General features: G+C 43.3%; 21 protein-coding genes. 19 read left to right on the top strand and 2 right to left on the bottom strand.

All coding sequences use genetic code 11. The features are described from left to right. Nucleotides 1-20 precede the first annotated feature (20 nt). Genes rplP through rplO form a run of 12 tightly spaced genes read left to right on the top strand, consistent with a single transcriptional unit; the run spans nucleotide 21 to nucleotide 4886 of the window. Nucleotides 21-434, top strand: a complete 414-nt coding sequence (rplP, locus tag WC227_03285) for a 50S ribosomal protein L16 (protein ID MFA6963715.1) — start codon at nucleotides 21-23, stop codon at nucleotides 432-434. Nucleotides 435-444: 10 nt separating this feature from the next. Beyond that, nucleotides 445-648 carry a 50S ribosomal protein L29 gene (gene rpmC, locus WC227_03280; protein ID MFA6963714.1) on the top strand — a complete coding sequence of 68 codons (204 nt, stop codon included), beginning with the start codon at nucleotides 445-447 and terminating at the stop codon, nucleotides 646-648. 2 nt (nucleotides 649-650) lie between these two features. Beyond that, complete coding sequence (gene rpsQ, locus WC227_03275) at nucleotides 651-896, top strand: 30S ribosomal protein S17 (protein MFA6963713.1); 246 nt, start codon at nucleotides 651-653, stop codon at nucleotides 894-896. Further along, nucleotides 896-1261 carry a 50S ribosomal protein L14 gene (gene rplN / locus WC227_03270; GenBank protein ID MFA6963712.1) on the top strand — a complete coding sequence of 122 codons (366 nt, stop codon included), beginning with the start codon at nucleotides 896-898 and terminating at the stop codon, nucleotides 1259-1261. The genes rpsQ and rplN overlap by 1 nt, the downstream gene beginning before the upstream one ends. Nucleotides 1262-1287: 26 nt before the next feature. Continuing rightward, nucleotides 1288-1608, top strand: a complete 321-nt coding sequence (rplX, locus tag WC227_03265) for a 50S ribosomal protein L24 (GenBank protein MFA6963711.1) — start codon at nucleotides 1288-1290, stop codon at nucleotides 1606-1608. Beyond that, entirely contained in the window at nucleotides 1608-2156 is a 549-nt protein-coding gene (gene rplE / locus WC227_03260; GenBank protein MFA6963710.1) for a 50S ribosomal protein L5, read from the top strand. Before rplX ends, rplE begins: the two co-directional genes overlap by 1 nt. A 2-nt stretch (nucleotides 2157-2158) precedes the next feature. Further along, nucleotides 2159-2344: a type Z 30S ribosomal protein S14 gene (locus tag WC227_03255; protein MFA6963709.1), complete on the top strand. Its 186-nt coding sequence runs from the start codon at nucleotides 2159-2161 to the stop codon at nucleotides 2342-2344. Nucleotides 2345-2391: 47 nt separating this feature from the next. Further along, on the top strand, nucleotides 2392-2769 hold the full coding sequence (gene rpsH, locus WC227_03250) for a 30S ribosomal protein S8 (GenBank protein ID MFA6963708.1): 378 nt from the start codon (nucleotides 2392-2394) through the stop codon (nucleotides 2767-2769). A gap of 28 nt (nucleotides 2770-2797) precedes the next feature. Continuing rightward, the gene (rplF, locus tag WC227_03245; GenBank protein ID MFA6963707.1) at nucleotides 2798-3337 is read left to right on the top strand and encodes a 50S ribosomal protein L6; all 540 of its coding nucleotides are present in this window, start codon (nucleotides 2798-2800) and stop codon (nucleotides 3335-3337) included. Between the two features lie 9 nt (nucleotides 3338-3346). Then, nucleotides 3347-3661 carry a 50S ribosomal protein L18 gene (locus WC227_03240; GenBank protein MFA6963706.1) on the top strand — a complete coding sequence of 105 codons (315 nt, stop codon included), beginning with the start codon at nucleotides 3347-3349 and terminating at the stop codon, nucleotides 3659-3661. A gap of 19 nt (nucleotides 3662-3680) precedes the next feature. Continuing rightward, a complete protein-coding gene (gene rpsE, locus WC227_03235; GenBank protein MFA6963705.1) occupies nucleotides 3681-4370 on the top strand; it encodes a 30S ribosomal protein S5 in 690 nt (229 codons plus the stop codon). A 9-nt stretch (nucleotides 4371-4379) separates the two neighbouring features. Continuing rightward, nucleotides 4380-4886 carry a 50S ribosomal protein L15 gene (gene rplO / locus WC227_03230; GenBank protein ID MFA6963704.1) on the top strand — a complete coding sequence of 169 codons (507 nt, stop codon included), beginning with the start codon at nucleotides 4380-4382 and terminating at the stop codon, nucleotides 4884-4886. Nucleotides 4887-4940: 54 nt separating this feature from the next. On the opposite strand, the gene WC227_03225 is transcribed toward rplO, so the two are convergent. Continuing rightward, nucleotides 4941-5471 (bottom strand): GNAT family N-acetyltransferase, encoded by a 531-nt coding sequence (locus WC227_03225; GenBank protein MFA6963703.1) that lies wholly within the window; start codon nucleotides 5469-5471, stop codon nucleotides 4941-4943. 85 nt (nucleotides 5472-5556) lie between these two features. Here WC227_03225 and WC227_03220 point away from each other — a divergent pair, with 85 nt between their 5' ends. The 5 genes from WC227_03220 (at nucleotide 5557) to WC227_03200 (ending at nucleotide 8615) form a co-directional block, all read left to right on the top strand. Next, nucleotides 5557-6048: a hypothetical protein gene (locus WC227_03220; GenBank protein MFA6963702.1), complete on the top strand. Its 492-nt coding sequence runs from the start codon at nucleotides 5557-5559 to the stop codon at nucleotides 6046-6048. Nucleotides 6049-6059: 11 nt separating this feature from the next. Beyond that, entirely contained in the window at nucleotides 6060-6335 is a 276-nt protein-coding gene (locus WC227_03215; GenBank protein MFA6963701.1) for a DUF5661 family protein, read from the top strand. A gap of 233 nt (nucleotides 6336-6568) precedes the next feature. Continuing rightward, nucleotides 6569-8020, top strand: a complete 1452-nt coding sequence (locus WC227_03210) for an ATP-binding cassette domain-containing protein (protein ID MFA6963700.1) — start codon at nucleotides 6569-6571, stop codon at nucleotides 8018-8020. Between the two features lie 28 nt (nucleotides 8021-8048). After that, complete coding sequence (locus WC227_03205) at nucleotides 8049-8378, top strand: YkgJ family cysteine cluster protein (protein MFA6963699.1); 330 nt, start codon at nucleotides 8049-8051, stop codon at nucleotides 8376-8378. Between the two features lie 72 nt (nucleotides 8379-8450). Further along, complete coding sequence (locus WC227_03200) at nucleotides 8451-8615, top strand: hypothetical protein (GenBank protein MFA6963698.1); 165 nt, start codon at nucleotides 8451-8453, stop codon at nucleotides 8613-8615. Between the two features lie 218 nt (nucleotides 8616-8833). On the opposite strand, the gene WC227_03195 is transcribed toward WC227_03200, so the two are convergent. Further along, complete coding sequence (locus tag WC227_03195) at nucleotides 8834-9307, bottom strand: hypothetical protein (GenBank protein ID MFA6963697.1); 474 nt, start codon at nucleotides 9305-9307, stop codon at nucleotides 8834-8836. A 548-nt stretch (nucleotides 9308-9855) separates the two neighbouring features. Between WC227_03195 and WC227_03190 the strand changes: the two genes are divergently transcribed. Together WC227_03190 and secY are read left to right on the top strand one after the other, a co-directional pair. After that, on the top strand, nucleotides 9856-10644 hold the full coding sequence (locus tag WC227_03190; GenBank protein MFA6963696.1) for a laccase domain-containing protein: 789 nt from the start codon (nucleotides 9856-9858) through the stop codon (nucleotides 10642-10644). 273 nt (nucleotides 10645-10917) lie between these two features. Further along, nucleotides 10918-12189 (top strand): preprotein translocase subunit SecY, encoded by a 1272-nt coding sequence (secY, locus tag WC227_03185; protein MFA6963695.1) that lies wholly within the window; start codon nucleotides 10918-10920, stop codon nucleotides 12187-12189. Nucleotides 12190-12201 lie beyond the last annotated feature (12 nt).

Genomic DNA, 12201 nt, shown 5'->3' with positions numbered 1-12201 from the left:
TTTTGTTTTAGGAAAATATTATGTTGATGCCAAAGAAAATGAAATACAGAAAGCAACAGCGCGGCAAACGCGGCGGTTTGGCTACTCGTGGTAACGATTTTGCTTTTGGCAAATATGGTATCAAGGCAGAAGCAGCTGGCTGGATTTCAGCTCGATCGATTGAAGCTGCTCGCCGAGCTATGACAAGATACATCAAAAAGGGTGGACAAATCTGGATCCGGATCTTCCCTGACAAGCCAATCACTTCTACTTCACCTGAAACTCCAATGGGTTCGGGTAAAGGTGCAGTCGATCACTTTGCCGCAGTTATCAAGCCGGGCCGAATGATGTTTGAGATGGACGGTGTCGATCACGCTACTGCCAAAGAAGCTATGAGATTGGCTATTCACAAAATTCCTATGAAAAGTAAGTTTGTCAGCAAAGACGAAGAATAAAGATAGAATTATGAAATCAACTGAAGAAATGAAAAATTTGCGCGCGCTAGACAAAGAAGCCCTTTTGAAGGAGCTTGCTTCAGCCACCAAAGAATATACCAACAACATGCTCAAGGTTAAGGTTGATAAGCTTGATAATTATTCGCTTTTGGGAAAAAACAAAGCAAAAGTTGCCAGAATTATGACGATAATTAACGAATTTCAGAGCGAGTAATTATGGAAAATAAAGTAAACAAAACAAGAATAGGCACAGTAGTATCCGATAAAATGGATAAGACTGTTGTGATCAGAGTTGATCGCACCGTCGCTCACAGACTTTACTTGAAAAAATACGCTGTCAGTAACAAATTCAAAGCGGATGATCAAGAAAACCAGTTCAAAGTTGGCGATGTTGTTGAATTTGTCGAAATTGCTCCTATGAGCCGAGACAAAAAATTTAAGGTTACAAAGAAAGTTAAATAATGATTCAGCCAGGAACAAGATTAAAAGTTGCCGATAATACGGGTGCAAAAGAAATTGAATGCATCACTGTTCTTGGACGTGCCAAGAGATGCGGTGGCGAGATTGGCGATATCATCTCAGCTTCAGTCAAAGACGCTATTCCAAGAGGAACAGTCAAGAAGAAGGAAGTTGTGAAAGCGGTAATCGTCCGACAAGCCAAACATTTTGCTCGTGAAGACGGTTCATATATTAGTTTCGACGAAAACGCTGCAGTCATTATTGATGCCAACAAAGAACCACGTGGCACACGTATCTTCGGACCAATCCCACGCGAGATCAGAAACGGTTATATGAAAATTATTTCACTAGCCCCAGAGGTTCTTTAATAAAAGTATAAAGTTAAGAAAATATTATGAAGATTAAGAAAAGCGACAATGTAATGGTGATCACAGGCAAGGACAAAGGCAAGACCGGTTTGGTTGAGCGTGTCTTCGTTCAGGATGCCAGAATCGTGGTCAAAGGGATTGCAATCGCTAAGAAGCATGTTAAGCCAAGCCGCAAAAATCCACAGGGTGGTATCATCGATATCAACCAGAAGATCAATTCATCCAATGTCATGATCATCTGCCCATCATGTGGCAAGCCAACCAAAATCTCTTACAAAATAAGTGAGAACGGAAAGCTTCGAATTTGTAAAAAATGTGGTGGTAGCCTAGAAGGAAGTGGAAAATAATGGAAAGATTAAGCGAACAATATACCAATCGAATCAAGCTTGAGCTGAAAAAAGAGCTTGGGTACAAGAACGATTTTGAGTCACCACAGATCGAAAAGATCGTTGTCTCTTCTGGAATCGGTGATTTTAAGGAAGACAAGAAAATCGTTGAGCAGATCAGCACTGAGCTTACTCGAATCACTGGTCAGAAAGTCAAGCTTAACCTCTCCAAGAAAGCGGTTTCTGCTTTCAAGCTTAGAATTGGTCAGCCAATTGGCCTTACAGTTACCCTTCGCGGTACACGAATGTACGATTTCATCAACCGTTTGGTTAATGTAGCCCTACCTCGTGTTCGCGACTTCCGTGGTCTTTCAAACACAAGTTTTGATGAAAAGGGAAATTATAGCATAGGGCTCAGAGACTATTCTATTTTCCCAGAGATCAAATTTGAAGAAGCAACTGTTAACTTCGGTCTTGAGATAAACATTAAGATTAGAAGCAAATCCAAGGAAGACTCGAAGCAATTACTTGTTCGCCTCGGTTTCCCATTCAAAAAGGAAGGTAAATAGATATGGCCAAGACATCAATGATTGTAAAAGCCAATAGAAAACCAAAGTTTTCTACACGGACAATAACACGATGCAAAATGTGCGGTCGAAAACACGCATATATGAGAAAATTCCAGATGTGCCGTATCTGTTTCCGTGAGTTTGCTTCACGTGGTGACATTCCAGGAGTTTCAAAGTCCAGTTGGTAAAAATTACGAAGTATCGAATAACGAATATACAATAAAAGGTATCAAAAATGGATCAAATAGCAGATTTATTAATCAGAATCAAAAATTCAGCCATGGTCGGAAAGAGTGAGGTTACAATCTCATTTTCTAAGATCAAGAAGGCTATTTTGGATATCCTCGTTCGCGAAGGTTTCTTATCCAATGTAGAAACTGTCAAAGAGGACGAGAAGGAATTTTTGAAGATTACAATCAGCAAAACCAAAATCCCTACTCACATACGACAGATCAGCAAATCAGGACGCCGAGTTTACAACAAGGCCAAAGAGTTGCCACGTCCACTTCGGGGTTTGGGTATTGTGATCGTTTCTACTTCGCAGGGAGTCATCACCGGTCGTGAAGCGGCCAAAAAGGGACTTGGCGGAGAAGTAATCTGCGAGATTTGGTAAACGGCAAGATCAAAATATAAAGGCAATTATGAGCAAAATAGGTAAAAGACCAGTAAAAATTGAAGAGGGCGTAGAAGTCACATTGAGTGCCAATCTTTTCACTGCAAAATCAGGCGAGAAGACACTTGAGCTGACTATCCCACACGAAACAACTGTCAAAATCGAAGACGGTAACGTTTTGGTTTCTCGAATCAACGACAGTAAAATTGCCAAATCAAAACATGGTCTTATCGCCAGATTGATTGCCAATATGATCACTGGTGTAAGCGCTGGTTTTACGAGAGAACTTACCTTCATGGGTACTGGATACCGCGCCGCCGTTGTCGGATCTGAGCTGGTTCTCGCTATGGGTTATTCCCATGATATCAAATTAGAAATTCCATCGAACCTAGAAGTCAAAGTTGTCAAAAACTCAATTATTACCTCTGGCATAGACAAACAGCAAGTCGGACAATTTGCCGCAAAGGTGCGCGAAGTCAGACCACCAGAGCCATATAAGGGCAAAGGTATCAAATACAAAGAGGAACATATTAGACGAAAAGCTGGCAAAACAGCAGCGTCTAAATAAAGGAATTTCATGACATTAAATACATTCAACAAAAAATTATGGGGTACAGCGATTCGTCCAAGAGTTGCAATATTCCGATCCAACAAAGCTATCACTGCTCAATTTATCGATGACGAAAAAGGCATCACCATTCTTGGTATGACTTCGAAGTCTATCAAGACTGGTAAACCAGTCGAGAGAGCATTTGCTTTGGGCGAGGAACTTGCCAAAATAGCCAAAACCAAAAAAATCGCCCAAGTTATTTATGACCGAAGCAACTTTAAATATCATGGTCAAGTCAAAAGCCTAGCCGAAGGCCTTCGTAAAGGCGGTCTAGTCTTCTAGTCGAAATAAAGGAATATAAATGGTAGATAATACTACAAATTTGGATGCAGCCAACCAACCAGCTCGTGCGACAAAGAATTTCATGCGTCCTCGCAAATACGAGGGTGAGAAAAGAGATTCTGAGTTCGAAGAGCGAGTTATTGAAGTGCGCAGAGTCGCTCGTACCGTCAAAGGCGGACGACGTATTCGTTTCCGCGCTTTGGTTGTAATTGGCAACAAGAAGGGCAAAGTTGGCGCCGGTATCGGCAAGGCCAATGATGTTTCTGAAGCTGTCAAAAAAGCAGTTGTTGCGGCCAAAAAAGATATGATTATCGTACCAATTATCAATGGTACAATTCCTTACGAAATGACTACCAAATTCGCTTCAGCAGTTGTCATGCTTCGCCCAGCCACCTCTGGTACTTCAATTGTTGCTGGTGGAAGCGTTCGCGCAGTTGCAGAGCTTGCTGGCATCACAGATCTTCTTTCCAAAATGATGGGCAGTCCAAACAAATTGAACAACGTCATGGCAACACTCAAGGCTTTCTCATCTTTTGACGCTTCATATACCAAGATCATTACTGATAGAAGCGAAGCCAAGAAGAAACTTATCGAAGCTCAGGACGTCAAAATCAAACCTCTAGAAGTCGTTGCCGAAGCCCCAGTTGAGGAAGAGAAAAAAGCCGTCAAGAAAACCACCAAAAAAGCCGCTAAGAAAAGCATGAAATAGAAAGTTATAATGAACCTAATTTCCACAAAATCTAAAACAAAACAACGCGTCGGTCGCGGAATCGCAGCTGGTCAGGGTAAGACCGCCGGTCGCGGTACCAAAGGACAGAGATCACGCAGTGGTTTTAACCTGCCAAAGAGATTTGAGGGTGGTCAGACTCCACTTTCAATGAGATTGCCAAAGCTTCCAGGATTCACCTCCCACAAGCGCAAACCAATTGTTATTTCTCTCGACCAGATTTCTGCCGCTTTCAAAGATGGCGAGACAGTTACTCACAAATTGCTGGTTGAGAAGGGCATGATCCGAATATTCGAAGCTGCCAAGATTCTAAACAATGGTGAGCTCACCAAGTCAGTTGAATTCTCAAAAGAAGTCAAAGTCTCCAAATCAGTCAAAATTCCGGCAAAAAAAGTTGCCAAAGCCGAAGTTGCTGAAGAGAAAGCTCCAAAGGTAGAAAAGACTCCAGCCGCTCCAAAGGCTCCTAAGAAAACAGTCAAGAAGACAGAAACCAAATAAGTACTCACAAAAATCCCCCCGACAACATCGGGGGGATTTTTTTTACATTACAGTTTATTCAGAATTCAAATCTATCCAATATCTTTGCCTAGTCACACCATCATAGTCGACTTCGTTTTCTAAAACGCCGCCGTTCTTTTGGATTGTTCGGGCGGAGCCGGTATTTTCTTTGTTGCAAGTTATTAGAACTTTTTCTAATCCCAATCCTTTGCATATGGGCAACGCTGTTGCAAGCATATAATTGGCATAACCTTTCTTCCTCTCGGACGGCGCAACTCCATATCCAATATTACCGCCAAATTTCAATAAATGCTCAGTTAGCTCATGCCGTAAGTCGAGCGCGCCAAGAATTTTTCCGTCGTGTTTTCTGATTAGAAAGAAAGTGGTGGCCTTCACCCTATCTACTGGCAAATTAATACCTTTCTCAAAGTCATGTCTTTGTTTGAGCCATTGTTTGAAAGATAAATTTGTTTTAAATATAGATCGAGGGATAACTTCTTCGCCAGCATCAAGAAATTCACCTATATAAATATTATAGGCATTCTCATCTTTCTGCGTCAGTTTTCTAAACTCTACGTTTTCCATAATTTGATTATAAAAGAAAAATAGGAGAAAATATATATAGAGCAGTCGTTCGCAGGAATGCATGTCTTAGATAAGAAGGGAAGAAATGTCCAAAAAACTTTATTGTATCTCTCCCGACCCTTTATTTTTCAGCATCTATTTTCTCACGATCGGTGCCACTGATGTGCTAGTGGCTTTGTTTGTTGGCTTCGTGATAATTCGTATCATAGTCAACTCCCTCCGCAAAAAGGCGCTCTTGGATTTTTTAACAAAAGCGGGCATAGTTGTTTTCTCTGTCTGGGGATTATATGGATATTTCAGCCTGATTGTAAATATTTCACGTACCGATTACTATCTTGCATACTTCGCCTTTGCTTTTGCTGCCTTTCTTTCGGTATATTTAGTAAGCCATTGGAACAAAAATAACAAAATGAAATGGCTATATATTATCCCAATCCTGGCGCTAGCTACCGGAATAGTCTCATATTTTGGTGCGAAGGATAGTGGGGAGAATACTAATAACGATCGAAATAAAGCACAAATTGTCGACACAACGCCTAGCCTAGGGTCTGGCTGTGGCAAGCAAAAAATATTTTAACAAGGAGAATCATGTCTGGAAAGAAAAAATTTACGGTTGAACAATCGCAGGAAATAGGGGAGAGACTGGGAATCGAATGGGACAAGTTTGATGTTGACCAATTTCGCCAAGGTATGGACGTCGAGCTTGAGCACGGTCTCGTGGACGAGTCGACCAATGTGACCAACGATGATCCACTTATCACGGGCAAGATTGCATTGGCACATCTGAACGAGTTCCCTGATTACTACGATCGGCTGGAGAAGCTAGAGGACGAGGCCGAAGAGTTTTGGGACAGCAAAGAATAATTTTATAATATTTGTGGAGGGTATATGGGCAAGGATCAAAATGCCAAAAAAGAGGTCAAGAAACCAAAGAAAAACAAGAAGCAAAAGGGTCTAGGACCACTGACTCGAAGCTAGCCTTTTTGCTCTGAGTTTTTAATTTCGCCAACAACGGCTGGCGGAGTGTGTTTTTGAATAAAATATGTTATACTATTGTCATCGGCGTTAATCGCGCCCTTTTATTTTTGGGCCAAAATATGAATGAAGAAGTAATCCTTAGATTTGACGAAGTTTCCTTTGAATATCAGCACGACAAGCCGCTTCTGGATGAGGCTAGCTTTTCTGTGCGCAGAAATTCCAAAATTACCTTGATGGGCCAAAACGGCGCTGGCAAAAGCTCGCTCTTCAACATGATTACCGGTGAGCTCAAGCCAAAGAAGGGCCAAATCAACATCGCCAAAGACATCACCATCGCTACGGCCAAGCAGGTCGTGAATCGCCAGGATCTCACAAAGACAATCCTGGAATACTTTGCGATGGCCTTCGCCACTCAATCAAATGATCTAATCAGCAAGGTCCACAAAGCGATGGAGGTGGTTAATTTGAGCGTTCCTACCGATCGTTTGGTCGGAGATTTGTCTGGCGGCCAACAGGCTAGGCTTTTGCTTGCTTTCGCCTTGATTCAGAACTCCGATATTCTCTTGCTCGATGAACCGACCAACAATCTCGATCAGTCTGGCATCGATCACCTAATCGAATTTCTGATTATGTATCAGAAAACCGTAATTGTGATCTCACATGATGCGGACTTCCTAAACTGCTTCACCGAAGGTGTCATCTATCTCAACAATTTTACACACAAGATTGAATATTACCTTGGCGACTATTACTCAGTTGTCGAAGAGATCAAGAGGCGAGTCGAGAGTGAAGAGCGCAAAAACGCCCAGCTTCGACGCGCAATCATCGATCGCAAAGAGAAGGTAAACTTCTTCTCAAACAAGGGCGGCAAGATGCGCCAGTTGGCCAAAAAGCTGAAGGATGAAGCCGCCGAGATGGAAGAAGACATTATCGACGTCAGGCACGAGGACAGAACCATTAGAGAGTTCGATATCCCGATGCAAGAAATTGTCGGCGATATTGTCAAAATCACAGAATTATCAGCCTTTCGCGACCATGAAGTTCACACTCTCAAGGTAGATAAGATAATCCGCAAAAGGATGCACTGTATCGTGACCGGTCCAAACGGGATCGGCAAAAGCACCTTCCTCCGATCTCTAGTCTCTGGCCAAAATACAAAAGCAGAAATATTAGAGGGGGTACGTATAGGCTATTACAGCCAGGATTTTTCGAATCTAGATTTCGAACAGACGGTATTTGATTCTCTCGCCAGCGCCAAAATGGGGGACACGGATATTCAGACAATGCGCTCGATAGCAGCCGGGTTTCTAATCGGCGGCGGATTGATGGGCCACAAGGTTAGTGAGCTCTCCGAAGGCCAAAAAGGCCTCCTCTCCTTCGCCAGATTGGTATTGATGGAGCCGGGACTGCTCATTATGGACGAGCCGACCAACCACATAAACTTTAGACACCTTCCAGTTATCGCGAAAGCAATCGATCAATACAAGGGCGCCATGATTATGGTCAGCCATATGCCAGATTTTGTTAGTCAGATCAGGTTTGACGAGTACATTGATCTTGGCAAAGTTTAACGAGTACTAATTTAAATCAAGCTTCCTCATGAGCGACAAACACACATGTGATCGATGCGGCATCTGTTGCAAGCATTTCCTTATCAATCTCGACGAACAGGAGTACCGCTCTGGGAAATTCCAGCTCTTTTTTGGTGACATAGATCTCATTGAAGATTTTGAATTGGCAAGCGGATGCGGCGCCAATCTCCTAGCCAAGAATGATGATGGCGGCTGTATATACCTGGAAAATGATAATTGTAGCATCCACACCGACAGGCCGAAGGTGTGTCGAGAATTCTTCTGCAAATCGGACGACCAGCGATATGGCAAGATGATAGAACTGATTCAACGATCCAAGGCCGAGATAGCAGAATGACGTTTTGCCCTTACCAAATGATCGAAGCTTTGGTAGAATATCGATATATTAAAAACTAGTTGGAGGAGATTTATGTCTATTGTCGAAGAGTCCGAGTTCAAGGGTAACAAAATGATCGTATTGAAGAACAATGAAGAAGATCAATATCCTTTTCAGTTTGGTGTGAAAAAAGCAAAATTAGTTCTCGAAAATATTGAAGCGGTCAAGGCATTTGTCGAAAAGTACGACAAGCAATAAGAATTTGGATAGAAAAAGAGAGAGCCCGTATGCTACGACTCTCCCAGATAGGATTTCGAAAAGATATTATCCTTCTGAAAACCGTACCTAATGATTTAACTTTACTCCATTCTGACCGGAAGTCAATGACTGTCACGATCGGCTTTTTTGTGTCATAAAAGGCGAAAAGACCACCGATCAAGATGTAAAGTCTTGAAATTGATGGTCTTTCGAAATGTTTAACGGATCACGCGGATGCCTACGTGAATGATTTTGGAGCCATCAGAGCGACCCCGGATCGGGCAGATAATGCTCGCAAGGCAATCTGCGCAATTGATGGTATCGCATTCTGGCAATTTGGCCGCTTTGCGCTGCCAGACTTTCCAGCCTTTGGATATGCCGAGGTCGTCGGTGAGATTGCTATTGGAGGCTCTGACGTCTGACCAAAATGCATCGTTGATTGCGTTATGCATTATGGCAAGCGTATTGATCTCCTCGACTGCCTCAAGGATTGTGGAGCGATCTTCTATGTCCTCGATCCTGGATTGCGCCTCCTTGACGACTTCTGCCATATTGGCTAAGCGTATGGCAATTGTCCGAAGTTCTTCAGGCAATACGCCCGCGATCTCGGCATCCTCTGGTTTCTCCGACAAATTATCGCCAAACTCGGCGATGTTATTTACCGGATCGGTAAGGTAATTGAGCATCTTCATAAGATACCTCCTCATCACTGCATGCCTAGCATGTCAGCCTCCTATCGGAGAAATTACCAACAAAAATAGTTAGCAATATTCTCTAACAGGAATAGCATATCATAGTACAAAATGACAAATAAGTCAATATACAAAGTTCTGTGATGACAGCTAATTTTATTGTTGTCTCGGAGTGCCGGCGATTGACCAATTATATGGTCAGAATATTCGGGGGATCATAGACTTGCCCAATCCGCCAGCTGGCGGAGGGCGTAAAATTAGCGTGTCATTAAAGACAAATAGTACAAATTTGCTGTGACTAGATACTGTATTTCTCTGTAAGTTGCTCAGCCCTTGGACGATAAAACGCCAATAAATTTGGTTGAGATTGGAGAGAGTGCAAAATTGGCACCAGAACCTTAGTCAATCACTTAATACTTAGTACAAAAACTATCAAGTGTTGCTAGTATATCATGTAGTTCTGCTCTTGTCAAGGGGCGAGGTTTTTGCTATGCTGTTGAGTTCAGAAATTTTTGTCTGAACAATCGGAAAACAAGGAGGGCAGATGAATGTCACTGCCAGATTTACGCGACGACTTGACAAGTCGTACGATGCAAGGGTGGGATCTGTCCTACCTTCATTCAACTGGGAAACAAGGTGATTTCCCGATAGGCAATGTGCAAGACCCAGATACTACTGCCGTAGCGGCCCGTATCGCAATCGAGCAAACAATTGGAAAGGCCTATGGACCAATTGTCCATATGTCCCTCGCTCACAAAGAGCACAATCAAGTCCTGGTACTAAACGAGATGCCAAATTCTCATACCACGGTCAATTGTGACTCGATCATTTTCCCACGCTGGTGGCGAATCAGCCTTGAGACTTTGGTTGCTGATTGCGCATGCATCGTAGTGATGGGATTTGACCACATGGCCTTCATGCATGTCGGTCGGCCGGAACTGTTCGGAGGCTTGATCCAGAGTTTCATGCAGAAATGGCCTGACTCCCCGGAGGAAACGTCGCTCTTTATCGGGCCAGCTATCTGCGGTAAGCACTACGAGCTACCAGACATTAGCGCTGTAGCTGGTACGGATCTGGACAGGTTTGCTTGCAAGACCGTCTGGGACACTCAGGGCTATGATGTCACCAGCGCCATAGAGTGGGTTTTCGCCGATCATGGTGTCGACCAAATCCTGCGTTTCAACTGCGGAATTCCGAATGCTCACGATTGTCCATTCTGCGCACGATTAGGCGGAGCGACCAGATGGGGGTCCGATCAGTATTGCCGGGTCAAAGGGTTAGACCCGGAGCACCCCTATTCACCGCGCGATTGCGCATTTTTGCATCGCACCAGATAAAGACCAAGATCACCGAAATCGGTGGTCTTTTTATTTTCAAAATTTATCCAAAATATGCCGAAATAATCGTTGATTTACTCTGAGAATTAATGTATAGTAAACGTAGAATCTATCGAACAACTACATCTGATAACTGCAAACGGCCTATTCCGGCTGCAAAGAACGAACTGCTCGTCAAGGTAGAGATATCTACCTTTCCTTACACTTCCTTCTTCTCGCTCGAAATATTCTCGTTTTCGTTTCGAGAGTAGTTATTAGACAGATCCTTCAATCATGGATAAATTACTGAAATTTTGGGAGTACAAAGACTTACGCAACAAAATCCTGGTAGCAGGTGGACTTTTGCTGTTGACCAGAATCCTAGCTCACGTCCCGCTACCTGGGGTCAATCTTCAGCAATTAGAGACTTTCTTCTCTCAAAACCAGGTGTTTGGCTTCCTAAACATGTTTTCCGGTGGTACTATGGCCAACTTTTCAATTATCCTGATGGGTGTTGGCCCATACATTACTGCATCTATTATATTTCAATTACTCGGTATGATTTTTCCTGCCGTCGAGCAACTCCAAAAAGAGGGTGAAGCTGGACGTCAGAAGATCACACAATACACTAGACTAGCCACAGTCCCACTTGCGATCATTCAGGCTTACTCAATGCTGGTCCTTCTTCGCAATCAGGGAATCATTCCGACCTGGACTCCTTTTGATCTCTTGACCATGCTTATTTCCGTCACGGCCGGCTCAATGCTGTTGATGTGGATTGGCGAGTTGATCACAGAAAAGGGGATAGGCAATGGAACTTCGATGATTATCGCCCTTGGCATTCTCTCGGGCATACCTTCTCAGGTTCGTGATACTGCTTTGCTGTTGCAAAGCGGGGACAGTTCCAAAATTATTGGTGCGATCGTATTTCTAGTAGTGTTCCTACTTATCACCGCCGCCATTATTATGATTCAGGAAGGACAGCGCAATATTCCTGTTACCTATGCCCGAAAATCGCGTAATGGCCAATCTGGAGGCTACTCAAGCCATCTGCCAATCAGGGTCAATATCGCAGGTGTGATTCCTATTATCTTTGCCATGAGCATCCTGGTCATCCCTGGTTTCATGGCCAAATACTTAGAGACCGCTAGATCAGTTTGGCTGGCCAACTTTGCCAAAGGCGTGAACTCCTTCCTCGCAAATGAAGTTTGGTACGGCGTACTATATTTCGCTTTAGTCATTATCTTCACATATTTCTACACCAGCGTAGTTTTCAAGCCTGAGCAAATCGCCGAAAACCTGCAGAAACAGAGTGGCTTCATCCCTGGCATTCGTCCGGGCACCGAAACCAAGAAATATCTCGGGTTAGTCATCAATCGTATTACTCTTTTTGGCGCACTCTTCTTGGGTCTGATCGCAGTCTTGCCATTTATCATACAATCTCTTACCAACCTAACCACCTTGGTCCTGGGCGGCACGGGCATATTGATCGTGGTCTCCGTCGTGATCGAAACAATGCGACAAGTTCAATCTCAGATCACCATGCATACTTACGAACGATATTAAACTAAAAGCAAA

This window comes from Patescibacteria group bacterium, assembly GCA_041671645.1.
GTDB lineage: Bacteria > Patescibacteriota > UBA1384 > XYA2-FULL-43-10 > 1-14-0-10-43-13 > JBAZBD01.
The sequence above is the reverse complement of the archived record's forward strand: the minus strand, read 5'-3'. Positions and strand labels throughout refer to the sequence as shown.

Bases quoted from the DNA above. Each gene is read 5' to 3' on its own strand.
- rplP (MFA6963715.1), top strand. From the start codon at position 21: ATGTTGATGCCAAAGAAAATGAAATACAGAAAGCAACAGCGCGGCAAA.
- WC227_03225 (MFA6963703.1), bottom strand. From the start codon at position 5,471: ATGGAAAACGTAGAGTTTAGAAAACTGACGCAGAAAGATGAGAATGCC.
- WC227_03215 (MFA6963701.1), top strand. From the start codon at position 6,060: ATGTCTGGAAAGAAAAAATTTACGGTTGAACAATCGCAGGAAATAGGG.
- WC227_03205 (MFA6963699.1), top strand. From the start codon at position 8,049: ATGAGCGACAAACACACATGTGATCGATGCGGCATCTGTTGCAAGCAT.
- rpsQ (MFA6963713.1), top strand. From the start codon at position 651: ATGGAAAATAAAGTAAACAAAACAAGAATAGGCACAGTAGTATCCGAT.
- WC227_03220 (MFA6963702.1), top strand. From the start codon at position 5,557: ATGTCCAAAAAACTTTATTGTATCTCTCCCGACCCTTTATTTTTCAGC.
- WC227_03255 (MFA6963709.1), top strand. From the start codon at position 2,159: ATGGCCAAGACATCAATGATTGTAAAAGCCAATAGAAAACCAAAGTTT.
- WC227_03200 (MFA6963698.1), top strand. From the start codon at position 8,451: ATGTCTATTGTCGAAGAGTCCGAGTTCAAGGGTAACAAAATGATCGTA.
- rplO (MFA6963704.1), top strand. From the start codon at position 4,380: ATGAACCTAATTTCCACAAAATCTAAAACAAAACAACGCGTCGGTCGC.
- WC227_03195 (MFA6963697.1), bottom strand. From the start codon at position 9,307: ATGAAGATGCTCAATTACCTTACCGATCCGGTAAATAACATCGCCGAG.
- WC227_03210 (MFA6963700.1), top strand. From the start codon at position 6,569: ATGAATGAAGAAGTAATCCTTAGATTTGACGAAGTTTCCTTTGAATAT.
- rplX (MFA6963711.1), top strand. From the start codon at position 1,288: ATGAAGATTAAGAAAAGCGACAATGTAATGGTGATCACAGGCAAGGAC.
- secY (MFA6963695.1), top strand. From the start codon at position 10,918: ATGGATAAATTACTGAAATTTTGGGAGTACAAAGACTTACGCAACAAA.
- rpsH (MFA6963708.1), top strand. From the start codon at position 2,392: ATGGATCAAATAGCAGATTTATTAATCAGAATCAAAAATTCAGCCATG.
- rplE (MFA6963710.1), top strand. From the start codon at position 1,608: ATGGAAAGATTAAGCGAACAATATACCAATCGAATCAAGCTTGAGCTG.
- rpsE (MFA6963705.1), top strand. From the start codon at position 3,681: ATGGTAGATAATACTACAAATTTGGATGCAGCCAACCAACCAGCTCGT.
- rplN (MFA6963712.1), top strand. From the start codon at position 896: ATGATTCAGCCAGGAACAAGATTAAAAGTTGCCGATAATACGGGTGCA.
- rpmC (MFA6963714.1), top strand. From the start codon at position 445: ATGAAATCAACTGAAGAAATGAAAAATTTGCGCGCGCTAGACAAAGAA.
- WC227_03240 (MFA6963706.1), top strand. From the start codon at position 3,347: ATGACATTAAATACATTCAACAAAAAATTATGGGGTACAGCGATTCGT.
- WC227_03190 (MFA6963696.1), top strand. From the start codon at position 9,856: ATGTCACTGCCAGATTTACGCGACGACTTGACAAGTCGTACGATGCAA.
- rplF (MFA6963707.1), top strand. From the start codon at position 2,798: ATGAGCAAAATAGGTAAAAGACCAGTAAAAATTGAAGAGGGCGTAGAA.